The organism is Salmonella sp. SAL00670, assembly GCF_046552235.1.
GTDB classification, from domain to species: domain Bacteria; phylum Pseudomonadota; class Gammaproteobacteria; order Enterobacterales; family Enterobacteriaceae; genus Salmonella; species Salmonella enterica.
Window position 1 is genome coordinate 150202 of sequence record NZ_JBGDUO010000001.1, and the last position, 26934, is coordinate 177135.

Sequence of the window (26934 nt, forward strand, 5' to 3'; positions counted from 1 at the left end):
GAGTGGGGCTGTTTTACACAATCTATAGTAAGTTTGGTGTAGCAACCAAAGGTCCAAAAACAAACCTTTCATCAGGAAAATCACAGTAAAAACAAGAAGTTTAGATACAAAAGCCCGTACTTTCGTACGAGCTCTTTCTTGAATATGGCGGTGAGGGGGGGATTGACTCGCTGCGCTCGCCCTTCGGGCAGTCTCCTCGCAAGCTCGTCGTCTGTCCAACTGGCTGCGCCAGTTGTCGAACCCCGGTCGGGTGTTCTCACCCCCCCTGTAGGGTGGCTTTATGTGAAAAAAAAGCCCGTACTTTCGTACGAGCTCTTTCTTGAATATGGCGGTGAGGGGGGGATTCGAACCCCCGATACGTTGCCGTATACACACTTTCCAGGCGTGCTCCTTCAGCCACTCGGACACCTCACCATATTGTATTGCTGCCTGACCACTTGGGGGGCAACGGGGCGCTACTATAGGGAGTTGCGCTAAAACGGTCAAGCAGAATTTACATATTCACTGTCGTTTGCTCATGCAATAGACATAATCCCCGCCCAAACTGGCGCGGGGAGGCAAATTAACGCTGTGAATCCAACATTTCGTTGTTTTTCACCACATCCTGCGCTTTGCTGTAGCTTTCGATCAGCAGTTGATAGGCCGGGAATACCTGAGTATAAACGTCGGCCCACGCGGCGGCGTCTTCACGGTTCCAGGTGCCTTGCAGCTCAGAGGCGACTGCGGCAGTATCCATCGGTACGACGCCAGCCTGTACGATACGCGCCAGGGTGATCTCCTGCGCCATCTTACTGTAGGTGCCGGATGCGTCGATCACGGCAAATACCTTATAACCTTCCGCTACCGCGCTAATGGCCGGGAATGCCATACACACGCTGGTAATCGTCCCGGCAATGATCAGCGTCTTACGACCCGTCGCTTTTACCGCCTTAACGAAATCTTCGTTATCCCAGGCGTTAATTTCACCTTTGCGCGCAATGTACTGCGCATGTGGCGCATTAGCGTGGATCTCCGGGATCAGCGGGCCGTTCGGACCTTGCGGTACGGATGCCGTGGTAATGACCGGCATTTTCGCTAACGTCGCCATCTTCGCCAACGCCGCGGCGCGAGCGCGTAATTCCGGCATTGGCATATCGCCTACGGTCTGGAAAAGACCGCTTTGATGATCGATTAAAAGCATCACGGAATCGTTAACATCAATTACCGGGCGCAAACCATTAAAATTAGCAGGACTTGACATCGTGTTCTCCTTCATGTTTTCAGATTTGGCCAAAACGGCCGGAGTTGAAATCGCGGACTGCTTCTGCGATCTCTTGTTTCGTGTTCATAACAAATGGGCCGTAACCCACAATCGGTTCATTCAGCGGCTCGCCTGATAACAGCAATACGCTGGCGTCGCTGCTGGCCTCAAGGTGCAGCGTTTTCCCTTGCTGGCTCAATACCACCAGTTGCGCTTCGTTGACCGGCGTCGTGCCGTTCACCGTGATATTGCCTTTCAGTACCACCAGCGCGGTGCTCCATCCTTCCGGCTGTGCCAATGTAAGCTGGCGATTGCGTTGCAGGCGCATATCCCAGACATTGAGCGGCGAGAAAGTGTGCGCCGGGCCTTTTGTCTCTTCATAACGCCCTGCAATGACCCGCACGACTCCGGCGTCATCCGGTAACGTAACGGTCGGGATAACATCGTGGGTAATGCTTTGATAACCCGGGGTGGTCATTTTGTCCTTCATTGGAAGGTTAACCCACAACTGCACCATTTCCAGTTCGCCGCCCCGACGGGTAAACGCGTCGGAATGGAACTCTTCATGCAAAATGCCTGCGCCTGCGGTCATCCACTGAACGTCGCCCGGGCCGATAACGCCGCCGCGACCGGTAGAGTCCCGATGCTCGACTTCGCCACTATAAACAATCGTCACGGTCTCGAAACCGCGGTGTGGATGCTCCCCAACGCCGCGTTTTTCATTACCCGGCGTAAAGGTGTGCGGCCCGGCATAATCCAGCAGCAGGAAGGGACTCAACTGCTGCGCATGTGACTGATAAGAAAAGAGTGAACGAACCGGAAATCCATCGCCAACCCAGTGCGGGCGAGGTGCGGTATAGACGCCTGTAATCTGTTTCATGGTGTTCTCCTCAGTGGCGTTGTCTTGATGTGAATAAGCTTATATTCATGACAAAAGGTTCGGTAGTGGCTAAAATGGCTCATACCGTTCCATTAATAGGACAATGTAATGATAAAAACGGATCTCAATGATTTTGCGTGGTTTGTGCATGTGGTCGAAGAGGGTGGGTTTGCCGCGGCGGGGCGTGCGCTTGATGAACCAAAATCAAAACTGAGCCGGCGTATTGCGCAACTGGAGGAACGGCTGGGCGTGCGATTGATTCAGCGAACTACCCGGCAGTTTAACGTTACCGAAGTGGGGCAAACATTCTATGAGCACTGTAAAGCGATGCTGGTGGAAGCTCAGGCGGCGCAGGATGCCATTGCCGCATTGCAGGTAGAGCCTCGCGGTATCGTGAAGCTGACCTGCCCGGTGACGCTGCTGCATGTACACATCGGCCCAATGCTGGCGAAATTTATGGCGCGTTATCCTGATGTTTCGCTACAGCTTGAAGCGACCAATCGTCGGGTGGACGTCGTAGGGGAGGGGGTGGATGTGGCGATTCGCGTCAGGCCGCGCCCGTTTGAAGATAGCGACCTGGTGATGCGCGTCCTGGCTGACAGAGGGCATCGCCTGTTTGCCAGCCCGGATCTTATCGCACGGATGGGAATCCCTTCCGCGCCGGCGGAGTTGAGCCATTGGCCAGGGCTAAGTCTTGCATCCGGCAAGCATATTCACCGCTGGGAACTTTATGGCCCGCAGGGCGCACGTGCGGAAGTCCATTTTACCCCGCGTATGATTACCACCGACATGTTGGCGCTACGCGAGGCGGCGATGGCGGGCGTGGGGCTTGTGCAGCTACCTGTCTTAATGGTGAAAGAACAACTGGCCGCCGGTGAACTGGTCGCGGTGCTGGAAGAGTGGGAGCCCCGGCGGGAGGTTATTCATGCTGTGTTCCCATCCCGGCGAGGGCTATTACCTTCCGTACGTGCGTTGGTCGATTTTTTGACGGAAGAGTATGCGCGGATGGTGGAAGAGTAACCTGCTCGTCATTCATCGACTTAATGGACGCAAAAAAGGCCGGTTAAACCGACCTTTTATCCAGCCGCCCTTCAGGGCGTGAGGAGACAATTAGCGACTACGGAAGACAATGCGGCCTTTGCTCAGGTCGTACGGGGTCAGCTCAACGGTCACTTTGTCGCCCGTCAGGATGCGGATGTAGTTCTTACGCATTTTACCGGAGATGTGTGCAGTAACCACGTGACCGTTTTCTAACTCTACGCGGAACATGGTATTAGGTAACGTTTCGAGAACGGTACCTTGCATTTCAATATTGTCTTCTTTGGCCATCTAATCCTCTGGGGTATCACTACCATAATTTGAACCGGCAAGATAATGCCGAACTTCTTTTGATAAGTAAAGATTTGTGCGTTTAAAACACAGCAAACCAGGTTTAGCACATGATTCCGCGACACACGACAACGCCGCGTTATACACCTTTTCCCTGATACTACCGCCTGATGAATCGACATAAGCGCAACATATAAGGGAACGGTGAAATAAACGATGGGCGTTACCTGACAACGGGCTGCGGGATAATGAGCTAAACCAATTCTGCGGCAGCAATTATAACACCCCAATAAAAAATGTGCCGAAAACATTCACTTCCGGGGCAAAAATAATGTCCGCGGCACCCAAAAACGGGAGGCCAGCGGCTGTTGGCGTAAGGCCGCGAGGTGATCGAGGTAGTCACGACGTGGAATTTCAATGGCGCCGAGCGAGGCGGTATGACTATTAAGTACCTGACAATCAATAAGTTTACCGCCGTGACGGATAAATTCAGCGCAAAAAACCAGCAGTGCGGTTTTAGAGGCATTCTCCTGGCGGCTAAACATCGATTCGCCGCAAAACAGCGCCCCCTGCGAGACGCCATACATCCCGCCGACCAGTTCCCGATCGCGCCACACTTCAATGGAGTGCGCGTGGCCCAATTCATGTAATCGGCGATAGGCTTCCTCAATACCACGCGTTATCCAGGTGCCTTCGTCACGGTGATTGGCGCATCCATCAATGACCCGATCGAAAGCGTAATTGAGCGTCACGCGGTAAGGGGATGCGTTGTGAAAGCGCTTCATGCTGCGACTGAGGTGAAACTTTTCAGGCCACAGCACGGCGCGAGGATCGGGCGACCACCACAGAATCGGGTCGCCCGGCGAAAACCACGGAAAAATCCCGTGCTGGTAGGCCATTAACAACCGGGCAGGGCTGAGATCGCCGCCCAGCGCCAGTAAACCGTTAGGCTCGCGTAAAGCGCCTTCCGGCGAAGGGAAGGCGATAGAATGTCGGGAAAGCTGAACCAGACGCATGACGGCGAAACTCCAGTACGCAAGTCGGATCGTTCAATAATAGCTTACAGACGTTGTTTAAACTGATAATAGCGCCCTTGTCCGGCTAACAATTCTGCATGAGTGCCTCGCTCAATGATGTGCCCGTCGTCCATTACGATGATTTGATCAAAACGGGCCAGGCCGCGCAAACGGTGAGTCACCATCAGGACGGTTTTCTCGCGCATCACATCGGCAAGTAATTCCAGCATTTCGCTCTCGGTGGTCGCATCCAGCCCCTCAGTAGGCTCATCCAACAGCATCAACGGGGCATCGTGCAACAGCGCGCGGGCGATGGCCAGGCGACGAAGTTCGCCGCCGGATAGCAGACGACCGCCTTCGCCGAGCCAGCTATTAAGCCCACTATCTTCGAGCAGATTTTCGAGGCCGACGCGACGCAGCATGTCGGAAAGGGCTTCGTCGCTGGCATTGGGCGCCGCCAGTAATAAATTATCACGCAGCGTGGCGCTGAACAGGTGGACACGCTGCGGTACCACGCTGATAGTCCGGCGTAAGGCGGATTCGCTCAGCGAGGATAGCGGAAGATCGTTGAGCAGAATTTCGCCTTGTTGCGGGTCCCAGGCGCGGGTGAGTAGCTGCAACAGCGTTGATTTTCCGCAGCCGGTACGCCCCAGAATAGCGACATGCTCGCCAGGATTAGCCTGTAATGAGAGGGCATTGAGCGCATTAATCGGCTGGTCGGGATAACGAAACGAAACGTCCCGCAGGGTGAGTGTGACCTTTTCCGGCGCGGGAGTTTCTGCTTGCGGAAAGGTCACCTCCGGTTTTTGCTCCGTTAATTCAGTGATACGAAGCGCAGAGGCGATAACCTGCCCCAGATGCTGGAATGCGCCGGTAACGGGCGCAAGTGCCTCGAAAGCCGCCAGCGCGCAGAAGACAAACAGCGCGATGAGCGCGCCGGGCTGCGTATTGCCGCCAACGCCGCCGGAGGCCATCCACAACATTAACATCACCGCCAGCGCACCAATCAGCAGCATTAACGCCTGCGATAAGGCGGTGAGTTCAGACTGTCGGCGTTGGGCCTCATGCCATTGTAATTCGGTGGCTTCCATTTGCGCCCGATAGCGTTTGCTGGCGCCAAAAATGGTGAGTTCCGCCTGGCCCTGTAACCATGACGTGAGCTGTTGGCGATACTGACCGCGTAGATGCGTCAGATTTTGGCCGGTATTTTTGCCGGCGCGATAAAACACCGGCGGCATAATAAACAGCGTCAACAGCATAATGCCGCCCAGCGTGATCGCCAGCGTCACGTCGAGAACGCTAAGCCCCAGGGTGACAATCATAATCACTACAAAAGCGCCGACCAGCGGGGAGATGACGCGCAAATAGAGATGATCCAGCGTGTCGACGTCGGCAACGATGCGGTTCAGCAGTTCACCTTGCTGATAACGCGCCAGACCCGCGGGGGAGAGCGGTAAAAGTTTGCTGAAGGTATAAATACGCAGATGTTGCAGCACGCGGAACGTGGCGTCATGACTTACCAGACGTTCAAAATAACGACCGGCGGTACGGGTAATGGCCGCGCCGCGCACGCCGGCCGCCGGGAGCATATAGTTAAAACTGTAAATTCCCGCGAAGCCTGCGATAGCGGACGCGGACAGGAACCAGCCGGAAAGCGTCAGCAGCCCGATACTGGCAAGTAGGGTCAGGATTGCCAGCGCAATTCCCAGCGTTAGCATCCATTTGTGGCGTTTATAAAGCGTCAGATAAGGGAGTAGCGCGCGCATTTAAATATCCTCCTGACGGTGAGCCAATAACGTCGCAAAAGCGCCGTTGGCGGCGCTGAGTTCGGCATAGCTGCCTTGTTCGACAATCGCGCCATCTTGCATAACCCAGATAGCGTCCCAGTCGGCGAGATCTTCCAACTGATGCGTCACCATTAATGTGGTCTGGCGTTTTGACGCCGCTTTTAACGCCTGCATGACGCGTTGCTCGCTGTGAGCGTCCAGGCTTGCCGCCGGTTCATCCAGCAGTAGCAGTTGACAGGGATTAAGTAGCGCGCGGGCGACCGCTACACGCTGTGCCTGGCCGACGGAAAGTCTGCTGGCATGATTGCCGAGCGGGGTGTCTACTCCCTGCGGCAGCAGCGGTAAAAACTCGCTTACCCATGCGGCGTCAAGCGCGGCATAAAGTTCCTGCTCGCTGGCGTCCGGGCGCGCCAGTAATACATTTTCGCGTAGCGTCGCCGCAGGTAATTGCGGGTTTTGCCCAACCCAGGAGAGATGCTGGCGCCAGGATTCCGGCGAGAGATCGCGAAGCTCGACACCGTTAATACGCAAAGATCCCTGATAGGAGAGAAAACCGGATAATACATTCAACAGAGTGCTTTTACCGGAACCGCTGCGTCCTACCAGGACGGCGCGTTCTCCTGCCGCTAATGAGAAATTCAGCGGCCCGGCAAGCGTTTTGCCTTCTGGCGAGGTGATAATAAGATTGACTGCGTCAATGGTTACAGGTTCGTTTTCCGCCAGCTCAACTTCGCCGCGCGCCGGGTGGGCGAGGGGCGTTTCCAGAAACGTCTTCAGACTATCCGCCGCGCCAACCGCCTGCGCCTTAGCATGGTAAAACGTGCCGAGGTCGCGTAACGGCTGGAAAAACTCCGGCGCGAGGATCAAGGCGAGGAACCCGGCGGCGAGCGTCACACCGGTACCGTAATGACCAAAGTTCAGCTCGCCCAGGTAAGAGAAGCCAAAATAAACGGCGACCAGCGCAATAGAAAGCGAGGTGAAAAACTCCAGCACGCCGGAAGATAAAAAGGCGAGGCGCAGTACTTCCATCGTGCGCTGACGAAAATCCTGCGATGCTGCGCGAATGCTCTCGGTTTCCGCTTCTCCACGACCGAAAATTCGCAGCGTTTCCATCCCGCGCAGACGGTCAAGAAAATGGCCGCTTAGCCGGGCAAGCGCCAGGAAATTGCGGCGGTTGGCGTCAGCCGCGCCCATCCCCACCATCGCCATAAATAGGGGAATGAGCGGGGCAGTGCCCAGCAGAATCAGCGCCGCCGCCCAATTTGACGGGAAAATCGCCGCCACGATTAAGAGCGGTACGCAAACGGCAAGCGCCATTTGCGGCAGATAGCGCGCATAATAGTCATGCATATCGTCAATCTGTTCCAACACCAGCGTCGCCCAGCTACCGGCGGGCTTGCCCTGAATCCAGGCTGGGCCGGCTTGCTGCAGACGATCCAACACCTGACGGCGGATCTCAAAGCGAATATGTTGTCCGGCATGAAAACCGACGCGCTCGCGCAACCACACCACCCAGGCGCGGAGGACAAAGACCAGTATCAGCAGGATAAAAGGGAGCAACAGCGCTTCCCGTGGAATGTTCTCCATGATCATATGTTGCAGGATACGCGCCATGATCCAGGCCTGAGCGACAATTAATACGCCACTCATGAACCCCAACAGGCGGGAAATATTCAACCACCGTTGGGAGATTACGCTTTGCTGTTTTAACCAGCGGGTCAGCTCTTTTTGACGGGTTTTATTCATTGCACGCTTAGCAGGTGAGTTATTGGAATTTCAGGCAGGGCAATGTTACAACGACGCAAAAATAAAGGCGACTTATAGTCGCCTTTTTTACTTTTGTTACTGATTTGTAAAAACTATTTACTCGCGTCGGCCAGACCATCGAGATAGCGTTCAGCATCCAGCGCCGCCATACAGCCCGTACCTGCAGAGGTGATCGCCTGACGGTAAATATGATCCATAACGTCACCCGCCGCGAATACGCCAGGGATGCTGGTTTGTGTGGCGTTGCCATGGGTGCCGGACTGAACTTTGATATAACCATTTTCCAGCTCAAGCTGGCCTTCGAAGAGCGCCGTGTTTGGGCTATGACCGATGGCTACGAAAAGTCCGGCGATGTCCAGCGTCTCAATATTATCGCTTTGCTGCGTGTCGCGAAGACGCAGACCAGTAACGCCCATCTGATCGCCGGTCACTTCTTCCAGCGTCCGGTTGGTGTGCAGAATGATATTGCCATTTTCGACTTTATCCATCAGGCGCTTAATGAGGATTTTTTCAGCGCGGAAACCGTCACGGCGATGGATAAGGTGCACTTCCGAAGCGATGTTGGACAGATAAAGCGCTTCTTCAACCGCGGTGTTGCCGCCGCCGATCACCGCCACTTTCTGATTGCGGTAGAAGAAACCGTCGCAGGTTGCGCAGGCGGAAACGCCGCGCCCTTTAAAGGCTTCTTCCGATGGCAGCCCCAGATAGCGCGCGGAAGCGCCGGTCGCAATGATCAACGCATCACAAGTGTACTCTGCGCTGTCACCTGTCAGACGGAACGGACGATTTTGCAGATCCACTTTGTTGATGTGATCAAAGATTATCTCGGTTTCAAATTTTGCCGCATGTTCATGCATGCGTTCCATCAGCAGCGGGCCGGTCAAATCGTTTGGATCGCCGGGCCAGTTTTCCACTTCCGTCGTGGTAGTCAGTTGACCGCCTTTTTCCATACCGGTAATAAGTACCGGCTGTAAATTTGCGCGTGCGGCATACACCGCCGCGGTATATCCCGCCGGTCCTGAGCCCAGAATAAGCAGCTTACTGTGTTTGGTCGTGCCCATGAGATCCCCATAGTTGTTGGCAGACAATGAGCAGAATTGTAGGGAATTTACAGACGTAAAAAAAGAGCATAACGATTTTGTTAACAATATGTGTAATAGCATGAACCGATGAACGACCGCGACAGCGACGTTATCATCACAAACTTTAATTAAAATCGGTAACTTATAAGGTGACGAAATGACAGTTTACCGCCCTCTCTAATGAATAACTGGCATGTTGTACTAAAAATCGATGTTTTGCTTTGACAATCACCTGCTGTTTTGCGAAAACATTCGAGGAAGAAAAAAACTGTGTTATGTATGTGCTGCATAATCATGCATGTAAATACCATGTTTACCGGGCTAGTGAAATCTACGCATGGCGTGGACAGACGCCATTCGTGATGTCGATAGCTGCCGTGAGGCAACGGTCTTCTCACCATAGACCAGGCATTGCGCGCCGTTAATCCCTCTGGGTTTCGGTCTATTGTGATGGGCAGCGACTCTGAACAGTGATGTGAGTAGAGTCAGGCAGGAGTAGGGAAGGAATACAGAGAGACAATAATAATGGTAGATAGCAAGAAGCGCCCTGGCAAAGATCTCGACCGTATCGATCGTAACATTCTTAATGAACTGCAAAAGGATGGGCGTATTTCCAACGTCGAGCTTTCTAAACGAGTAGGACTTTCGCCGACACCTTGCCTTGAGCGTGTGCGTCGGCTGGAGCGACAGGGGTTTATCCAGGGCTATACGGCGCTGTTGAACCCGCATTATCTGGATGCGTCACTTCTGGTATTCGTTGAGATTACCTTAAATCGCGGCGCGCCGGATGTGTTTGAACAGTTTAATGCCGCCGTGCAAAAGCTTGAAGAGATTCAGGAGTGTCATTTGGTTTCCGGCGATTTCGACTACCTGTTGAAAACCCGTGTACCGGATATGTCAGCGTATCGAAAACTATTGGGAGAGACGTTGCTGCGCTTGCCTGGTGTGAACGACACCCGAACTTACGTAGTGATGGAAGAGGTAAAACAGAGTAATCGTCTGGTTATTAAGACACGCTAACACGGAACAGGTGCAAAATCGCCGTAGTTTGATTACACTCCTGTTAATCCATACAGCAACAGTGCCGGGGCAACCCGGTGCTGTTGTCCGTTTTAGCATCGGGCGGGAAAAGCCTGGAACCTGGAGAGCCTTTTTTGAGCCAGGAATATACTGAAGACAAAGACGTCACATTGACGAAGTTAAGCAGCGGGCGCCGACTTCTGGAAGCGTTGTTGATACTTATTGCCCTTTTTGCCGTCTGGTTGATGGCGGCCTTGTTGAGCTTTAACCCTTCGGACCCCAGTTGGTCGCAAACCGCCTGGCATGAACCCATCCATAATTTAGGCGGCGCGCCGGGCGCGTGGCTGGCCGATACACTGTTCTTTATTTTTGGCGTAATGGCCTACACCATCCCTGTCATTATTGTCGGCGGGTGTTGGTTTGCGTGGCGTCATCAGTCTACGGATGATTACATCGACTATTTTGCTGTATCGCTACGCCTTATCGGCGTGCTGGCGCTGATTCTCACTTCCTGCGGTCTGGCGGCCATTAATGCCGACGATATCTGGTATTTCGCCTCCGGCGGCGTAATTGGCAGCCTGTTAAGCACCACGCTGCAGCCGTTGTTGCATAGTAGCGGCGGAACGATAATGCTTCTCTGTATTTGGGCTGCCGGGCTGACGCTCTTTACCGGCTGGTCCTGGGTCAGTATCGCCGAAAAATTAGGCGGCTGGCTGCTTAATATACTGACCTTCGCCAGCAACCGTACCCGGCGTGATGATACGTGGGTTGACGACGAAGAGTATGATGACGAATACGATGAAGAAACCGACGGCGTGCAGCGTGAATCTCGCCGGGCGCGTATTTTGCGCGGCGCGTTGGCGCGTCGTAAGCGACTGGCTGAAAAATTCAGCAATCCACGGGGCCGTCAGACCGATGCCGCGCTCTTTTCCGGCAAACGGATGGATGATGACGAGGACATTCAGTATAGCGCGCGCGGCGTCGCTGCCGATCCGGACGACGTTCTGTTTTCGGGCAACCGTGCGACGCAGCCGGAATATGATGAATATGATCCGCTGTTAAACGGCCATTCTGTCACCGAACCGGTCGCCGCCGCTGCGGCTGCAACCGCCGTCACCCAGACGTGGGCAGCGTCCGCCGATCCCATAATGCAAACGCCGCCCATGCCGGGGGCTGAGCCGGTTGTCGCGCAACCGACCGTGGAGTGGCAGCCCGTACCGGGGCCGCAAACCGGCGAACCGGTTATCGCGCCTGCGCCGGAGGGGTATCAGCCGCATCCGCAATATGCTCAACCGCAAGAGGCGCAAAGTGCGCCGTGGCAGCAACCTGTGCCTGTCGCTTCCGCGCCGCAATACGCCGCGACGCCAGCGACCGCAGCAGAATATGACTCTCTTGCGCCGCAGGAAACACAGCCGCAATGGCAGGCGCCGGATGCCGAACAACACTGGCAGCCGGAGCCGACCCATCAGCCGGAGCCGGTTTATCAGCCGGAGCCGATAGCGGCTGAACCTTCCCACATGCCGCCGCCGGTTATCGAACAGCCGGTTGCCACCGAGCCTGAACCTGACACAGAAGAGACCAGACCCGCCCGTCCTCCGCTTTACTATTTTGAAGAGGTGGAAGAGAAACGCGCCCGTGAGCGCGAACAACTGGCGGCATGGTATCAACCGATTCCGGAGCCGGTAAAAGAGAACGTGCCGGTCAAACCTACGGTATCTGTCGCGCCGTCCATACCGCCAGTGGAAGCGGTAGCCGCCGCCGCGTCGCTTGACGCAGGTATTAAGAGTGGCGCCCTGGCAGCAGGCGCCGCGGCCGCTGCGCCTGCATTTAGTCTGGCTACCGGCGGCGCGCCGCGTCCGCAGGTGAAAGAGGGGATTGGTCCGCAACTGCCGCGTCCGAACCGCGTTCGCGTGCCGACCCGACGGGAACTGGCATCGTACGGTATTAAGCTGCCGTCACAGAGGATTGCAGAAGAAAAAGCCCGCGAGGCGGAGCGCAATCAGTACGAGACGGGCGTGCAGCTAACCGATGAAGAAATAGATGCAATGCATCAGGACGAGTTAGCCCGTCAGTTTGCGCAGTCGCAGCAGCATCGTTATGGTGAGACGTATCAGCACGATACTCAACAGGCAGAAGATGACGATACCGCTGCGGAAGCTGAATTAGCCCGCCAGTTTGCCGCTTCGCAACAGCAGCGCTATTCCGGCGAGCAACCCGCTGGCGCGCAGCCGTTCTCACTGGACGATCTGGATTTCTCGCCAATGAAAGTATTGGTTGATGAAGGTCCGCACGAACCGCTGTTCACGCCGGGTGTCATGCCCGAGTCAACGCCTGTTCAGCAACCGGTAGCGCCGCAGCCTCAGCCACAGTACCAGCAGCCGCAGCAGCCGGTAGCGCCGCAGCCGCAGTATCAGCAGCCGCAGCAGCCGGTAGCGCCGCAGCCGCAGTATCAGCAGCCGCAACAGCCGGTAGCGCCTCAGCCGCAGTATCAGCAGCCGCAACAGCCGGTAGCGCCGCAGCCGCAGTATCAGCAGCCGCAACAGCCGGTAGCGCCGCAGCCACAGTATCAGCAGCCGCAGCAGCCGGTAGCGCCGCAGCCACAGTATCAGCAGCCGCAACAGCCGACAGCGCCGCAAGACAGCCTGATCCACCCGCTGTTGATGCGTAACGGCGACAGTCGTCCATTACAGCGTCCGACGACGCCGCTGCCTTCGTTAGATCTTCTGACGCCGCCGCCGAGCGAAGTTGAACCGGTAGATACCTTTGCGCTGGAACAAATGGCGCGTCTGGTTGAAGCGCGTCTGGCGGATTTCCGCATTAAAGCTGATGTGGTGAACTATTCGCCAGGCCCGGTCATTACTCGCTTTGAACTCAATCTGGCCCCGGGCGTTAAAGCGGCGCGTATCTCCAACCTTTCCCGGGATCTGGCGCGCTCATTGTCAACGGTAGCCGTACGCGTTGTGGAAGTCATTCCAGGCAAACCTTACGTAGGGTTGGAATTGCCGAACAAGAAACGGCAAACCGTTTATCTGCGCGAAGTGTTGGATAACGCCAAATTCCGCGAGAATCCGTCGCCGCTTACCGTGGTGTTAGGTAAGGATATCGCGGGCGATCCGGTAGTGGCGGATCTGGCGAAAATGCCTCACCTGCTGGTGGCCGGTACGACCGGTTCCGGTAAGTCGGTCGGGGTTAACGCCATGATCCTCAGTATGCTGTATAAAGCGCAGCCGGAAGACGTTCGCTTTATCATGATCGACCCGAAAATGTTAGAACTCTCGGTCTATGAAGGTATACCGCATCTGCTGACAGAAGTTGTTACCGACATGAAAGACGCGGCTAACGCGTTACGCTGGAGCGTCAATGAGATGGAGCGTCGCTATAAGCTGATGTCCGCGCTCGGCGTGCGTAATCTGGCTGGGTATAACGAGAAAATCGCCGAAGCGGCCCGCATGGGGCGTCCGATTCCGGACCCGTACTGGAAGCCGGGCGACAGTATGGATGTTCAGCATCCGGTTCTGGAAAAACTCCCGTATATCGTGGTACTGGTTGATGAATTTGCCGACCTGATGATGACCGTCGGTAAAAAAGTTGAAGAGTTGATCGCGCGTCTGGCGCAGAAAGCGCGCGCCGCGGGGATTCACCTGGTACTGGCGACGCAGCGTCCGTCGGTCGATGTGATTACTGGTTTAATTAAAGCCAACATTCCAACCCGTATCGCTTTTACCGTATCCAGCAAGATCGACTCCCGCACCATTCTTGATCAGGGTGGCGCTGAGTCGTTATTGGGAATGGGGGACATGCTCTATTCCGGACCAAACTCCACCATGCCGGTACGTGTCCATGGGGCGTTTGTGCGTGACCAGGAAGTCCATGCGGTGGTGCAGGACTGGAAAGCGCGCGGTCGTCCGCAATATGTGGATGGCATTACCTCCGACAGCGAAAGCGAAGGTGGCGGTGGCGGTTTTGACGGCGGCGAAGAATTAGATGCGCTATTCGATCAGGCCGTTAATTTCGTCACCCAGAAGCGTAAAGCCTCCATTTCCGGCGTTCAGCGTCAGTTCCGCATCGGCTATAACCGTGCGGCGCGTATTATCGAACAGATGGAAGCGCAGGGTATTGTCAGCGCTCAGGGGCATAACGGTAATCGTGAAGTGCTGGCTCCGCCGCCTTTTGAGTAAACCTGTAAGCCGGATGGCGCTGTGCAGGCTGCCATCCGGCAACAAAATTCAGTATTTTCTTCTTTCCTCATGCTGATTTTTGGCCTGGAATAGAAAGCAAAAGGAGCTCCTGGTCGGGAGTGTCGAAACCTGAGGAATAATGATGAAAAAAATGGCAATCGCCTGTGCATTACTTTCAAGCGTTGTAGCCAGCAGCGTATGGGCTGACGCCGCCAGCTCTCTGAAAAGCCGTCTGGATAAAGTGAGCAGCTTTCATGCCACCTTTACTCAAAAAGTCACCGATGGCAGCGGTGCCGCGGTGCAGGAGGGACAGGGTGATTTATGGGTTAAGCGGCCAAATCTATTCAACTGGCATATGACGCAACCTGACGAGAGTATTCTGGTTTCTGACGGCAAAACGTTATGGTTCTATAACCCGTTTGTAGAACAGGCTACCGCCACGTGGTTGAAAGATGCCACCGGAAATACACCGTTTATGCTGATTGCCCGCAACCAGGCCAGCGACTGGCAGCAATATAATATTAAGCAGGATGGCGATAATTTTGTGCTGACGCCGAAAGCCAGCAACGGCAATCTGAAACAGTTCACCATCAATGTGGGACGCGACGGGACTATCCACCAGTTTAGCGCCGTAGAACAAGACGATCAGCGTAGCGCCTATCAGCTAAAATCCCAGCAAAACGGCGCTGTTGATCCGTCAAAATTTACGTTTACTCCGCCGCAAGGGGTAACGATAGACGACCAACGTAAGTAGAGGCGATGAGTGAGCAATCTGTCGCTCGATTTTTCTGATAATACGTTTCAACCGCTGGCCGCTCGAATGCGGCCGGAAAATTTAGCGCAGTATATCGGCCAGCAGCATTTGCTGGCCGCAGGTAAACCGTTGCCTCGCGCTATTGAGGCCGGGCATCTGCACTCCATGATTTTATGGGGGCCGCCAGGGACGGGGAAAACCACGCTCGCTGAAGTGATCGCCCGCTACGCCAGCGCCGATGTCGAGCGTATTTCCGCCGTCACTTCTGGGGTAAAAGAGATTCGCGAAGCTATTGAGCGCGCCCGCCAGAATCGTAATGCCGGACGCCGTACCATCCTGTTTGTCGATGAAGTGCATCGCTTTAACAAAAGCCAACAGGACGCCTTTTTACCGCATATCGAAGATGGCACTATCACCTTTATCGGCGCGACCACGGAAAATCCCTCTTTTGAGCTGAACTCGGCGCTGTTGTCGCGAGCGCGGGTCTATCTGCTGAAATCGTTGACCACTGACGATATTGAGCAAGTACTGGACCAGGCGATGCAGGACAAAACGCGTGGTTACGGCGATCAGGATATCGTGTTACCGGATGAGACACGGCGAGCGATTGCTGAGCTGGTCAATGGCGACGCGCGGCGCGCCTTAAATACGCTGGAAATGATGGCCGATATGGCGGAGGCGGATGACAGCGGCAAACGCGTTTTATTGCCCGCCTTGTTGACCGAGATCGCCGGCGAGCGCAGCGCGCGTTTTGATAATAAAGGCGATCGCTTCTACGATCTTATTTCCGCCTTACATAAATCAGTGCGCGGCAGCGCGCCGGATGCCGCCCTCTATTGGTATGCCCGTATCATTACCGCGGGAGGCGATCCGCTGTACGTGGCGCGTCGCTGCCTGGCGATTGCCTCGGAAGATGTGGGTAATGCCGATCCGCGCGCGATGCAGGTCGCCATTGCCGCATGGGATTGTTTCACCCGCGTCGGCCCGGCTGAAGGCGAAAGGGCGATCGCGCAGGCTATCGTTTATCTCGCCTGCGCGCCGAAGAGCAACGCCGTCTATACCGCCTTTAAGGCTGCGCTGGCCGACGCGCGCGAACGTCCTGATTATGACGTTCCTGTCCATCTGCGTAATGCGCCAACCAAACTGATGAAAGAGATGGGCTATGGCCAGGAATACCGCTATGCCCACGATGAGCCCAATGCCTATGCTGCGGGTGAAGTGTACTTCCCGCCGGAAATCGCGCAAACGCGCTATTATCATCCGACAAATCGTGGTCTGGAAGGCAAGATTGGCGAAAAGCTCGCCTGGCTGGCTGAACAGGATCAAAATAGCCCCACAAAACGCTACCGCTAGTGTAAACGTTGCGGTAAGGTTATCTCTAAATATGATGCTCCAGGTATCATGGCGTTGATGATGAATCTCGTTATGCCTGATAGCACGTTGCTTATGAGGTCCGCGGGTATAGCGCAATGGATGCGTTGTTGCTGTCGTCGGTCAGGTAAGGCGAAAACGTCGCTATTACGTAAACGCGGTTTACGTTCATCAATACAATCAGAGGCGATCATCAATTGATCGCGTTTCCTTTTATTATTCGATAAGCACAGGATAAGCATGCTCGATCCCAATCTGCTGCGTAATGAGCCAGACGCAGTCGCTGAAAAACTGGCACGCCGGGGCTTTAAGCTGGATGTAGATAAGCTGCGCGCTCTTGAAGAGCGTCGTAAAGTTTTGCAGGTCAACACGGAAAACCTGCAGGCGGAGCGTAATTCTCGATCGAAATCCATCGGCCAGGCGAAAGCGCGCGGGGAAGATATCGAGCCTTTACGCCTGGAAGTGAATAAACTGGGCGAAGAGCTGGATGCGGCGAAAGCCGAGCTGGATACCTTGCTGGCGGAGATCCGCGATATCGCGCTGACCATCCCAAACCTGCCTGCGGATGAAGTGCCGGTAGGTAAAGATGAAAACGACAACGTTGAAGTCAGCCGCTGGGGTACCCCGCGTGAATTTGATTTTGAAATCCGCGATCACGTCACCTTAGGGGAAATGCACTCCGGCCTCGACTTTGCCGCCGCGGTTAAGCTGACCGGCTCCCGTTTTGTGGTGATGAAAGGACAGATTGCGCGTATGCATCGCGCATTGTCGCAGTTCATGTTGGATCTGCATACGGAACAGCACGGCTATAGCGAAAACTACGTGCCGTATCTGGTTAACCACGACACGCTGTATGGCACCGGTCAACTGCCGAAATTCGCAGGCGACTTGTTCCATACCCGTCCGCTGGAAGAAGAAGCAGACAGCAGCAATTATGCTTTGATCCCGACGGCGGAGGTTCCGCTGACCAATCTGGTACGCGATGAAATCATCGACGAAGATCAGCTGCCGATTAAAATGACGGCGCATACGCCTTGTTTCCGTTCTGAAGCAGGTTCTTATGGTCGTGATACCCGTGGCCTGATTCGTATGCATCAGTTTGACAAAGTTGAGATGGTGCAGATCGTTCGCCCGGAAGATTCTATGGCTGCGTTGGAAGAGATGACCGGCCACGCGGAAAAAGTGCTCCAGCTACTGGGACTGCCGTACCGTAAAATCATTCTGTGCACTGGCGATATGGGCTTCGGCGCCTGCAAAACCTATGACCTCGAAGTCTGGGTTCCGGCGCAGAATACCTACCGCGAGATCTCTTCCTGCTCTAACGTCTGGGACTTCCAGGCGCGTCGTATGCAGGCACGCTGTCGCAGCAAGTCCGACAAAAAGACCCGTCTGGTCCATACCCTGAATGGTTCTGGTCTGGCGGTAGGTCGTACCCTGGTGGCCGTGATGGAAAACTATCAGCAGGCTGATGGCCGCATTGAAGTGCCGGAAGTATTACGTCCGTACATGAACGGACTGGAATATATCGGCTAATCCTCGCTTTCTCCTCTTCTAAAAAGCGCCTTCGGGCGCTTTTTTTATGCCAGTTTGATACCGGACAATAATCCCTACCCTATTAGGGGTAATACTGATTTCGAATGAAGGTCAGTTTTTAACACTATTTTTCTACTTTTTCGATATATATCAGACTTTATAGCGATGCTATCGCTATATAAAATTCTATACATCGTTTTATTGTTTTTTTTATTGTGAGCAGCAGAGTGAGCCCTTATGAAAACTAAGATCCCTGATGCCGTGCTGGCAGCCGAGGTGAGCCGTCGTGGTTTAGTCAAAACCACCGCGATAGGCGGCCTGGCGATGGCCAGTAGCGCATTTACCCTGCCATTTACCCGCATCGCTAACGCCGCAGAGGCGATAAGCCCGACGAAAACCGACGAGAAAGTCGTCTGGAGCGCCTGTACGGTAAACTGTGGCAGCCGTTGTCCGCTACGTATGCATGTTGTGGATGGCGAAATCAAATATGTAGAAACGGATAATACCGGAAACGATGATTACGATGGCTTGCATCAGGTTCGCGCCTGCCTGCGCGGTCGTTCTATGCGTCGTCGCGTCTATAACCCGGATCGGCTCAAGTATCCGATGAAGCGCGTCGGCGCGCGCGGCGAAGGTAAATTTGAGCGTATTAGCTGGGACGAAGCCTACGATATCATTGCCACCAATATGCAGCGTCTTATCAAAGAGTATGGCAACGAGTCCATTTATCTGAACTATGGCACGGGTACGCTGGGCGGCACTTTGACACGTTCATGGCCGCCAGGAAAAACGCTGGTCGCTCGTCTGATGAACTGCTGTGGCGGTTATCTGAACCACTACGGTGATTACTCTTCCGCGCAAATCGCAGCGGGTCTGAATTACACCTATGGCGGCTGGGCGGATGGCAATAGTCCATCCGACATTGAAAACAGTAAGCTGGTGGTGTTGTTTGGTAATAACCCTGGCGAAACCCGCATGAGCGGGGGCGGTGTAACCTATTATCTTGAACAGGCGCGGCAGAAATCAAACGCGCGGATGATCATTATCGACCCTCGTTACACCGACACTGGCGCTGGTCGCGAAGATGAGTGGATTCCGATTCGTCCAGGTACCGATGCGGCGCTGGTCAATGGTCTGGCATATGTCTTAATCACCGAGAACATGGTCGATCAGCCGTTCCTGGATAAATATTGCGTCGGTTATGACGAAAAAACCTTGCCTGCCAGCGCGCCGAAAAACGGTCACTACAAAGCCTATATTCTGGGCCAGGGTAAAGACGGTATCGCGAAGACGCCGGAGTGGGCGGCGCAAATTACCGGTATCCCGGCGGATCGCATTATTAAGCTGGCGCGAGAAATCGGCAGCGCTAAACCCGCCTATATTTGCCAGGGGTGGGGGCCACAACGTCATGCTAATGGAGAAATCGCCACGCGCGCCATCTCGATGCTGGCGATCCTGACGGGTAATGTTGGGATTAACGGCGGTAACAGCGGCGCGCGCGAAGGGTCTTATGCCCTGCCATTTGAACGTATGCCCACGTTAGAAAACCCGGTTGAAACCAGCATCTCCATGTTTATGTGGACCGATGCCATTGAACGCGGCCCGGAAATGACGGCGCTGCGTGATGGCGTGCGGGGTAAAGATAAGCTGGACGTGCCGATCAAAATGATCTGGAACTATGCTGGCAACTGTTTGATTAACCAGCACTCTGAGATTAACCGCACCCACGAAATCCTGCAGGATGACAAGAAATGCGAAATGATCGTCGTTATCGACTGTCATATGACCTCGTCGGCAAAATACGCCGATATTCTGTTGCCGGATTGCACTGCTTCTGAGCAGATGGACTTTGCGCTGGATGCCTCCTGCGGGAACATGTCTTACGTTATCTTCACTGACCAGGCAATTAAACCGCGCTTCGAGTGTAAGACGATTTATGAGATGACCAGCGAACTGGCGAAACGTCTTGGCGTGGAACAACAGTTTACCGAAGGACGGACGCAAGAAGAGTGGATGCGTCATCTGTACGAACAGTCGCGTAAATCCATTTCGAATCTGCCCACCTTTGAGGAGTTCCGTAAGCAAGGCATCTTCAAACAGCGCGACCCCGAAGGCCACCATGTCGCCTATAAAGACTTCCGCGAAGATCCGCAAGCGAATCCACTTACAACGCCATCGGGCAAGATTGAAATCTATTCACAGGCGTTGGCGGATATCGCCGCTACCTGGGAGCTGCCGGAAGGCGACGTGATCGATCCATTACCGATCTACACGCCAGGTTTTGAAAACTATAACGATCCGCTAACGGATAAATTCCCGCTGCAGTTGACGGGTTTCCACTATAAAGCGCGTGTGCATTCCACTTATGGCAACGTAGACGTACTGAAAGCCGCCTGTCGCCAGGAAATGTGGATTAACCCAATGGATGCGCAGAAACGCGGTATCAACAATGGCGATAAAGTCCGCATCTTCAACGATCGCGGCGAAGTACACATCGAGGCTAAAGTGACGCCGCGCATGATGCCGGGCGTGGTCGCCCTGGGAGAAGGCGCATGGTATGACCCGGATGCAAAACGCGTGGATCAGGGCGGATGTATTAACGTACTGACGACCCAACGTCCTTCTCCGCTGGCGAAGGGGAACCCGTCACATACGAACCTCGTTCAGGTTGAAAAGGCGTAAGGAGTAACCGATGACAACCCAGTATGGATTTTTTATTGATTCCAGCCGTTGCACCGGTTGCAAAACCTGCGAACTGGCCTGCAAGGACTACAAAGATTTGACCCCGGATGTCAGCTTCCGCCGCATTTATGAGTATGCGGGTGGCGACTGGCAGGAAGATAACGGCGTCTGGCACCAGAACGTCTTTGCCTACTATCTCTCCATCTCCTGTAACCACTGCGAAGACCCGGCCTGTACCAAAGTCTGCCCGAGCGGCGCGATGCACAAGCGCGATGACGGTTTTGTGGTGGTGAACGAAGAGGTCTGTATCGGCTGCCGCTACTGCCACATGGCCTGCCCGTACGGCGCGCCGCAGTACAACGCGGCCAAAGGTCATATGACCAAGTGCGACGGCTGTTATGACCGGGTGGCGGAAGGCAAGAAACCGATTTGCGTCGAATCCTGCCCGCTGCGGGCGCTGGACTTTGGTCCTATCGATGAACTGCGCAAAAAACACGGTGAGCTGGCTGCCGTCGCGCCGTTGCCGCGCGCGCATTTCACGAAGCCGAATATTGTGATTAAACCCAACGCCAACAGCCGCCCGACCGGGGACACCACCGGTTATCTGGCCAATCCGAAGGAGGTATAAGATGGGAAGTGGATGGCATGAATGGCCGTTGATGATCTTCACGGTCTTTGGTCAGTGCGTGGCCGGTGGTTTTATTGTTCTGGCTCTGGCGCTGATGAAGGGCGACCTGCGCGCGGAAACGCAGCAGCGGGTGATCGCCTGTATGTTTGGTCTGTGGGTGCTGATGGGGATTGGCTTTATCGCCTCGATGCTGCATCTGGGCTCGCCGATGCGCGCGTTTAACTCGCTTAACCGCGTAGGTGCTTCCGCACTGAGCAATGAAATTGCCAGCGGCTCGGTGTTTTTTGCGGTCGGCGGGATTGGCTGGCTGCTGGCGGTACTGAAAAAGCTGCCGCCGGCACTGCGCACACTCTGGCTGATTATCACGATGGTACTGGGCGTCGTCTTCGTCTGGATGATGGTACGCGTCTATAACAGCATCGATACAGTACCGACCTGGTATAGCGTCTGGACGCCGCTGGGCTTCTTCCTGACGCTCTTTATGGGTGGCCCGCTACTGGGTTATCTGCTGCTGCGCATCGCAGGCGTGAACGGTTGGGCGATGCGTCTGTTGCCTGCGGTTTCGGTGCTGGCGCTGGTGGTTATTGCCATTATGGTGGCCATGCAGGGCGCGGAACTGGCGACGATTCACAGTTCCATTCAGCAGGCGTCTGCTCTGGTGCCGGATTATGGTTCGCTGATGGCCTGGCGTATGGTGCTGCTTGCGGCGGCGTTGTGCTGCTGGATTGTGCCACAGTTAAAAGGGTATCAACCTGCGGTACCGTTGCTCTCTGTCGCCTTCATTCTGATGCTGGCGGGGGAATTGATTGGCCGCGGCGTATTCTATGGGCTGCATATGACCGTGGGCATGGCGGTAGCCAGTTAACGCGTTGACGCGCATTCGGCCTGCAGAACGTGCAGGCCGAATTCGCCTTTAGCCACCATCAATCTAAGGAATATAACCGGGGCGGAGAAGGCGCATATAAATCCATAGAGAAGAAAACGAAGCTAAAGGAACCATGAAATTTTTCGACTGAACAAAACGCCGATTTTGCGGGTTAGATCAATAAAAACAAGGGGATGAATTTTTAGCCTTTCAATATATTCACGTACAGAATAAGTAAATCAAATCGATAGTCTCAAAACTTGCGGATCGCCCATGCGGAGCCGATTGACAATGTTTTTGGCGATGGCATGATGCGCATGAAATTTGAACTTCCTCACGGTTTTTATTCATGTCCACCTATACCCGTCCCGTCATGCTTTTGCTGTGCGGGCTACTTTTGTTGACTCTGGCCATTGCGGTACTGAATACGCTTGTGCCGCTGTGGCTTGCTCAGGCAAACCTTCCGACCTGGCAGGTGGGGATGGTCAGCTCGTCTTATTTTACCGGCAATCTGGTCGGGACGTTATTTACCGGGTATTTAATTAAACGCATTGGGTTTAACCGTAGCTATTATCTTGCCTCGCTGATCTTCGCCGCGGGTTGTGTCGGATTGGGGGTGATGGTGGGGTTCTGGAGCTGGATGAGCTGGCGTTTTATTGCCGGTATCGGCTGCGCCATGATTTGGGTGGTTGTCGAGAGCGCGTTGATGTGCAGCGGAACCTCGCATAATCGCGGGCGCCTGCTGGCTGCCTATATGATGGTCTATTATATGGGGACCTTCCTTGGACAATTATTGGTCAGTAAAGTATCTGGTGAATTGCTGCACGTTCTTCCCTGGGTGACCGGAATGATTCTGGCGGGAATTCTGCCGCTACTCTTTACCCGAATTGTAAATCAGCAAACGCAGGCACGTCATTCCTCTTCTATTAGCGCCATGCTGAAGCTACGCCAGGCGCGTCTTGGCGTGAATGGTTGTATTATTTCCGGCATTGTTCTTGGTTCATTATATGGCCTGATGCCGTTATATCTGAAGCATCAGGGGATGGCTAACGCCAGCATCGGTTTCTGGATGGCGGTGCTGGTGAGCGCCGGCATTTTGGGGCAATGGCCAATGGGACGTCTGGCGGACAAATTTGGTCGCTTGCTGGTGTTACGCGTACAGGTATTCGTTGTCATACTCGGTAGTATTGCCATGTTAACCCAGGCGGCGATGGCGCCAGCTCTGTTTATTCTGGGGGCGGCGGGTTTTACGCTTTATCCCGTTGCAATGGCCTGGGCCTGTGAAAAAGTCGAACACCACCAGCTTGTGGCAATGAACCAGGCGCTGTTGTTAAGTTATACGGTAGGGAGCCTGTTGGGGCCGTCTTTTGCTGCGATGTTAATGCAGAATTATTCAGATAATCTGCTGTTTATTATGATCGCCAGCGTATCGTTTATTTATCTGCTGATGCTGTTACGTAACGCCGGCCAGACGCCTAATCCTGTCGCCCACATCTAACTGTTCTCTGAATCGTATGCAGGACGTGAGTCTTGCATACTCTTTGTTTATGTTTTACGTAAAATAATTGACCTGCATAATTTTCTTGCTTTACTGAAAAATAAAATGTGCCGAAGGTTATAATTTTGCGCTCCTCTATTTTCTCTCTTCGTCTTTACCGCGCATAATCCCCCGCTTCATTTATAGTAATAGCATTGTGTTCACGAAGGATCGCGTTATGCCGAATGTGCAGGAAAAACAGTTGCGATGGTACAACATCGCCTTGATGTCGTTTATTACCGTTTGGGGATTCGGCAATGTTGTCAATAACTATGCTAACCAGGGGTTAGTGGTTGTCTTCTCCTGGGTGTTTATTTTTGCGCTCTATTTTATTCCTTATGCCTTAATCGTGGGGCAACTGGGCTCAACCTTCAAAGAGGGAAAAGGGGGCGTCAGTACCTGGATTAAGCATACGATGGGGCCGGGGTTGGCTTACCTTGCGGCATGGACTTATTGGGTCGTGCATATTCCCTACCTGGCGCAAAAGCCGCAGGCGATACTCATTGCATTGGGATGGGCTTTAAAAGGCGACGGCTCGTTGATAAAAGAATATACCGTCGTTGCCTTGCAGGGGCTGACGCTGGCATTGTTTGTTTTCTTTATGTGGGTTGCTTCCCGGGGGATGAAATCGCTAAAGGTTGTTGGGTCTGTGGCCGGGATTGCCATGTTTATCATGTCAATTTTATATGTTGTGATGGCAGTGACTGCGCCAGCAATTACAAACGTTGAAATTGCGACCACTAACATCACCTGGCAGTCATTTATTCCTCATATCGATTTTACCTATATCACCACCATCTCTATGTTGGTCTTTGCGGTTGGTGGGGCAGAGAAGATCTCGCCTTACGTTAACCAGACGCGGAATCCAGGAAAAGAATTTCCGAAGGGGATGCTCTTTTTAGCCGTCATGGTTGCGGTCTGCGCTATCCTCGGTTCGTTGGCGATGGGAATGATGTTTGATTCCCGGCATATACCTGACGATTTAATGACCAATGGGCAATATTATGCATTCCAGAAATTGGGTGAGTATTACCATATGGGTAATTCATTAATGGTGATTTATGCCATTGCCAATACTCTGGGGCAAATCGCCGCGCTGGTGTTTTCTATTGATGCGCCACTGAAAGTCTTACTGGGTGATGCAGACAGTAAATATATCCCGCAGCGCTTATGTCGTACTAACGCTTCAGGTACGCCAGTTAACGGTTATTTGCTGACATTGGTGTTGGTCGCTATCTTGATTATGTTGCCAACGCTTGGCATCGGCGATATGAACAACCTGTACAAATGGCTGCTTAATCTCAACTCAGTTGTTATGCCGCTGCGCTATCTGTGGGTATTTGTCGCCTTTATTGCTGTCATTCGACTGGCGCAAAAGTACAAACCCGAATATGTGTTTATTCGCAACCGGGCGTTGGCGTTAACTGTGGGAATATGGTGTTTTGCCTTCACCGCGTTTGCCTGCCTTACCGGTATTTTCCCCAAAATGGAGGCGTTCACACCGGAGTGGACATTCCAGCTGACGTTGAACATCGTGACGCCTTTTGTCCTGGTCGGGTTGGGATTAATTTTCCCACTGCTGGCGCGTAGAAACACATAACGACGTTCTTTTCCACGGCGCTCCTGCCAGGCGAGCGCCTTTTAAGGTTACAGGTGCCTGGGTTCCAGGCGGAGACCATGGTATTAACAGGCGCCGGGGGCAGCAATAGTTGTCAGACCTTCAACCCAGCAGCAGATAAGCGACTCAACGTCTCTACATTTGATACCTGGTAAGCGCAATATTGTTAACCAGGCCTGTCTGACGGCAGGGTCGGGTATTTTAGCGGTAAGAGCGTTATCCAGACAGCAAAACGGCTACCGTCATGGGTAGCCGTTTAAAAGCGGGTAAGATAGCAGGCGATTAATACATCACTTTATGACCATACTGCTCAAGAATACCCTTTACACGTTCAATGGTCTCTTTTTTAGGCGGCTTCACGCCATCCAGTTTATATTCTTCGCCCATTGCCACCCATTTATGTTTGCCCAGCTCATGATAGGGCAGCAGTTCGATTTTTTCGACATTACCCATATCGCGGGTAAACTCGCCCAGGCGATGCGCGGAATCATCGTCGTCAGACCAGCCGGGAACGACAACGTAACGGATCCAGACCTTCACATTTTTCTTTGATAAATACTGCGCGAATTCCAGCGTCCGGTGATTGGAGACACCGACCAGATTCTGGTGGATCTCATCATTCATCTGCTTGAGATCGAGCATCACCAGATCGGTAACGTCCAACAGTTCATCAATCACCGGGTCATAACGGCGCACAAAGCCGTTGGTGTCGAGACAGGTGTGGATACCTTCTTTTTTACAGGCGCGAAACCAGTCGCGTACAAATTCTGCCTGCAAAATGGCCTCGCCGCCGGATGCCGTCACGCCGCCGCCAGAAGCATTCATAAAATGCCGATAGGTCACCACCTCTTTCATTAAGTCTTCAACGGTGATTTCTTTACCGCCATGCGTATCCCATGTGTCGCGGTTATGGCAATACAGGCAGCGCATCAGGCAGCCCTGAAAAAAGGTAATAAAGCGGATGCCTGGGCCATCAACGGTGCCACAGGACTCAAAGGAGTGAATGCGACCAATAACCGGCTTTTTATCAGCAGTTACTGCAACACTTTCATTTGTAATACAATCGGTTAAGTTACTCATATCGCTTCGGCTAGCTCTAAATAACATGGGGTTTATGGACACATTCCGGGCATGTTGAGCACCCTGGTAAGGGGGTTGCATCCTGTAAAAAAGCGGTACTGCGAGCGTAAATTTTGGACTACAGAATGTGTGGCTGTTCCAGAATGTGCTGCAATGGAGCTATTTTACCTCTATTCAGTATAAAATATACGGCAAATCTATGCTGCATAACTCGCACCGCCAGAAATTCTGGCTCATTCATCAGCTCGTAACGCCTCAACCGCAATACATACTGCAAGTGTATCATCCATAGCGCCCTGGTTTTACTGTTTATGATCCGCCTCTTTTTTCGAATGGTTGGCGCCGTTTTGTTGTGGTCAGAACGAAAATAATTCTCAACATAATTCAGATGTGTCCAAAGAACGTTATGCGCTGTCCAGCGCCTGGCGTCGCATTCAACGCGCAATCAGGTGTAAATCTGATGTCATTTCTAAACCCAGGCTGATTCAATCTCTTAAATAGAGTGTGGTTTTAATCAAAAAATGAGAGCAACGGATTGGATCTTGCTTTCGCGGTAAATAATCAAGG

At 53.6% G+C, this 26934-nt stretch carries 20 protein-coding genes, 1 tRNA gene and 1 other RNA gene; 11 read left to right on the top strand and 11 right to left on the bottom strand.

Annotated features, from left to right (window positions below):
* Nucleotides 1–145 precede the first annotated feature (145 nt).
* From ACLJRS_RS00740 to ACLJRS_RS00755, 4 genes are all read right to left on the bottom strand, one after another.
* A non-coding RNA gene (locus tag ACLJRS_RS00740) (RtT sRNA) lies at nucleotides 146–280 on the bottom strand.
* Nucleotides 281–326: 46 nt separating this feature from the next.
* Nucleotides 327–414: transfer RNA gene (locus ACLJRS_RS00745), tRNA-Ser, on the bottom strand.
* A gap of 148 nt (nucleotides 415–562) precedes the next feature.
* On the bottom strand, nucleotides 563–1240 hold the full coding sequence (locus ACLJRS_RS00750; protein WP_000097893.1) for a hydrolase: 678 nt from the start codon (nucleotides 1238–1240) through the stop codon (nucleotides 563–565).
* Between the two features lie 19 nt (nucleotides 1241–1259).
* Nucleotides 1260–2120: a pirin family protein gene (locus tag ACLJRS_RS00755; RefSeq protein WP_000809969.1), complete on the bottom strand. Its 861-nt coding sequence runs from the start codon at nucleotides 2118–2120 to the stop codon at nucleotides 1260–1262.
* A 108-nt stretch (nucleotides 2121–2228) separates the two neighbouring features.
* On the opposite strand from ACLJRS_RS00755, the gene ACLJRS_RS00760 reads away from it, so the two are divergent.
* Nucleotides 2229–3140 (top strand): LysR family transcriptional regulator, encoded by a 912-nt coding sequence (locus ACLJRS_RS00760; RefSeq protein ID WP_000597928.1) that lies wholly within the window; start codon nucleotides 2229–2231, stop codon nucleotides 3138–3140.
* 90 nt (nucleotides 3141–3230) lie between these two features.
* On the opposite strand, the gene infA is transcribed toward ACLJRS_RS00760, so the two are convergent.
* The 5 genes from infA to trxB all read right to left on the bottom strand — a co-directional run bounded on the left by infA (nucleotide 3231) and on the right by trxB (nucleotide 9080).
* Nucleotides 3231–3449 (bottom strand): translation initiation factor IF-1, encoded by a 219-nt coding sequence (gene infA / locus ACLJRS_RS00765; protein ID WP_001040187.1) that lies wholly within the window; start codon nucleotides 3447–3449, stop codon nucleotides 3231–3233.
* Nucleotides 3450–3760: 311 nt separating this feature from the next.
* A complete protein-coding gene (gene aat / locus ACLJRS_RS00770; protein ID WP_001241649.1) occupies nucleotides 3761–4465 on the bottom strand; it encodes a leucyl/phenylalanyl-tRNA--protein transferase in 705 nt (234 codons plus the stop codon).
* A 44-nt stretch (nucleotides 4466–4509) separates the two neighbouring features.
* A complete protein-coding gene (gene cydC / locus ACLJRS_RS00775; protein ID WP_001202255.1) occupies nucleotides 4510–6231 on the bottom strand; it encodes a heme ABC transporter ATP-binding protein/permease CydC in 1722 nt (573 codons plus the stop codon).
* Nucleotides 6232–7998, bottom strand: a complete 1767-nt coding sequence (cydD, locus tag ACLJRS_RS00780) for a heme ABC transporter permease/ATP-binding protein CydD (protein ID WP_001044545.1) — start codon at nucleotides 7996–7998, stop codon at nucleotides 6232–6234.
* A 113-nt stretch (nucleotides 7999–8111) separates the two neighbouring features.
* Nucleotides 8112–9080, bottom strand: coding sequence for a thioredoxin-disulfide reductase (gene trxB, locus ACLJRS_RS00785; RefSeq protein ID WP_000537406.1), 969 nt, complete (start codon nucleotides 9078–9080; stop codon nucleotides 8112–8114).
* Nucleotides 9081–9626: 546 nt separating this feature from the next.
* Here trxB and lrp point away from each other — a divergent pair.
* The 10 genes from lrp (at nucleotide 9627) to ACLJRS_RS00835 (ending at nucleotide 25269) form a co-directional block, all read left to right on the top strand.
* A complete protein-coding gene (lrp, locus tag ACLJRS_RS00790; RefSeq protein ID WP_000228469.1) occupies nucleotides 9627–10121 on the top strand; it encodes a leucine-responsive transcriptional regulator Lrp in 495 nt (164 codons plus the stop codon).
* A gap of 134 nt (nucleotides 10122–10255) precedes the next feature.
* Nucleotides 10256–14299, top strand: a complete 4044-nt coding sequence (ftsK, locus tag ACLJRS_RS00795) for a DNA translocase FtsK (RefSeq protein WP_058663567.1) — start codon at nucleotides 10256–10258, stop codon at nucleotides 14297–14299.
* A gap of 142 nt (nucleotides 14300–14441) precedes the next feature.
* Nucleotides 14442–15053, top strand: a complete 612-nt coding sequence (gene lolA / locus ACLJRS_RS00800; RefSeq protein WP_001519746.1) for an outer membrane lipoprotein chaperone LolA — start codon at nucleotides 14442–14444, stop codon at nucleotides 15051–15053.
* 9 nt (nucleotides 15054–15062) lie between these two features.
* On the top strand, nucleotides 15063–16406 hold the full coding sequence (gene rarA, locus ACLJRS_RS00805) for a replication-associated recombination protein RarA (RefSeq protein ID WP_000067785.1): 1344 nt from the start codon (nucleotides 15063–15065) through the stop codon (nucleotides 16404–16406).
* Between the two features lie 258 nt (nucleotides 16407–16664).
* Nucleotides 16665–17957, top strand: a complete 1293-nt coding sequence (serS, locus tag ACLJRS_RS00810) for a serine--tRNA ligase (protein WP_000886697.1) — start codon at nucleotides 16665–16667, stop codon at nucleotides 17955–17957.
* 237 nt (nucleotides 17958–18194) lie between these two features.
* Nucleotides 18195–20639, top strand: coding sequence for a dimethylsulfoxide reductase subunit A (gene dmsA / locus ACLJRS_RS00815; protein WP_000850265.1), 2445 nt, complete (start codon nucleotides 18195–18197; stop codon nucleotides 20637–20639).
* Between the two features lie 10 nt (nucleotides 20640–20649).
* Complete coding sequence (gene dmsB, locus ACLJRS_RS00820) at nucleotides 20650–21267, top strand: dimethylsulfoxide reductase iron-sulfur subunit DmsB (protein ID WP_000213069.1); 618 nt, start codon at nucleotides 20650–20652, stop codon at nucleotides 21265–21267.
* Between the two features lies 1 nt (nucleotide 21268).
* A complete protein-coding gene (locus ACLJRS_RS00825; RefSeq protein ID WP_000534681.1) occupies nucleotides 21269–22132 on the top strand; it encodes a dimethyl sulfoxide reductase anchor subunit family protein in 864 nt (287 codons plus the stop codon).
* 349 nt (nucleotides 22133–22481) lie between these two features.
* Nucleotides 22482–23630 carry an MFS transporter gene (locus ACLJRS_RS00830; protein ID WP_000109271.1) on the top strand — a complete coding sequence of 383 codons (1149 nt, stop codon included), beginning with the start codon at nucleotides 22482–22484 and terminating at the stop codon, nucleotides 23628–23630.
* A gap of 217 nt (nucleotides 23631–23847) precedes the next feature.
* On the top strand, nucleotides 23848–25269 hold the full coding sequence (locus tag ACLJRS_RS00835; RefSeq protein WP_001134264.1) for an APC family permease: 1422 nt from the start codon (nucleotides 23848–23850) through the stop codon (nucleotides 25267–25269).
* Between the two features lie 300 nt (nucleotides 25270–25569).
* On the opposite strand, the gene pflA is transcribed toward ACLJRS_RS00835, so the two are convergent.
* Together pflA and ACLJRS_RS00845 are read right to left on the bottom strand one after the other, a co-directional pair.
* Complete coding sequence (pflA, locus tag ACLJRS_RS00840; RefSeq protein ID WP_000067927.1) at nucleotides 25570–26367, bottom strand: pyruvate formate lyase 1-activating protein; 798 nt, start codon at nucleotides 26365–26367, stop codon at nucleotides 25570–25572.
* 118 nt (nucleotides 26368–26485) lie between these two features.
* Nucleotides 26486–26812, bottom strand: a complete 327-nt coding sequence (locus ACLJRS_RS00845) for a hypothetical protein (RefSeq protein WP_010989001.1) — start codon at nucleotides 26810–26812, stop codon at nucleotides 26486–26488.
* Nucleotides 26813–26934: the final 122 nt, after the last annotated feature.

What these genes read in the sequence shown, in the direction of transcription:
- ACLJRS_RS00750 (WP_000097893.1), bottom strand. Translation starts at nt 1,240, where the DNA reads ATGTCAAGTCCTGCTAATTTTAATGGTTTGCGCCCGGTAATTGATGTT.
- ACLJRS_RS00755 (WP_000809969.1), bottom strand. Translation starts at nt 2,120, where the DNA reads ATGAAACAGATTACAGGCGTCTATACCGCACCTCGCCCGCACTGGGTT.
- ACLJRS_RS00760 (WP_000597928.1), top strand. Translation starts at nt 2,229, where the DNA reads ATGATAAAAACGGATCTCAATGATTTTGCGTGGTTTGTGCATGTGGTC.
- infA (WP_001040187.1), bottom strand. Translation starts at nt 3,449, where the DNA reads ATGGCCAAAGAAGACAATATTGAAATGCAAGGTACCGTTCTCGAAACG.
- aat (WP_001241649.1), bottom strand. Translation starts at nt 4,465, where the DNA reads ATGCGTCTGGTTCAGCTTTCCCGACATTCTATCGCCTTCCCTTCGCCG.
- cydC (WP_001202255.1), bottom strand. Translation starts at nt 6,231, where the DNA reads ATGCGCGCGCTACTCCCTTATCTGACGCTTTATAAACGCCACAAATGG.
- cydD (WP_001044545.1), bottom strand. Translation starts at nt 7,998, where the DNA reads ATGAATAAAACCCGTCAAAAAGAGCTGACCCGCTGGTTAAAACAGCAA.
- trxB (WP_000537406.1), bottom strand. Translation starts at nt 9,080, where the DNA reads ATGGGCACGACCAAACACAGTAAGCTGCTTATTCTGGGCTCAGGACCG.
- lrp (WP_000228469.1), top strand. Translation starts at nt 9,627, where the DNA reads ATGGTAGATAGCAAGAAGCGCCCTGGCAAAGATCTCGACCGTATCGAT.
- lolA (WP_001519746.1), top strand. Translation starts at nt 14,442, where the DNA reads ATGAAAAAAATGGCAATCGCCTGTGCATTACTTTCAAGCGTTGTAGCC.
- serS (WP_000886697.1), top strand. Translation starts at nt 16,665, where the DNA reads ATGCTCGATCCCAATCTGCTGCGTAATGAGCCAGACGCAGTCGCTGAA.
- dmsA (WP_000850265.1), top strand. Translation starts at nt 18,195, where the DNA reads ATGAAAACTAAGATCCCTGATGCCGTGCTGGCAGCCGAGGTGAGCCGT.
- dmsB (WP_000213069.1), top strand. Translation starts at nt 20,650, where the DNA reads ATGACAACCCAGTATGGATTTTTTATTGATTCCAGCCGTTGCACCGGT.
- ACLJRS_RS00825 (WP_000534681.1), top strand. Translation starts at nt 21,269, where the DNA reads ATGGGAAGTGGATGGCATGAATGGCCGTTGATGATCTTCACGGTCTTT.
- ACLJRS_RS00830 (WP_000109271.1), top strand. Translation starts at nt 22,482, where the DNA reads ATGTCCACCTATACCCGTCCCGTCATGCTTTTGCTGTGCGGGCTACTT.
- ACLJRS_RS00835 (WP_001134264.1), top strand. Translation starts at nt 23,848, where the DNA reads ATGCCGAATGTGCAGGAAAAACAGTTGCGATGGTACAACATCGCCTTG.
- pflA (WP_000067927.1), bottom strand. Translation starts at nt 26,367, where the DNA reads ATGAGTAACTTAACCGATTGTATTACAAATGAAAGTGTTGCAGTAACT.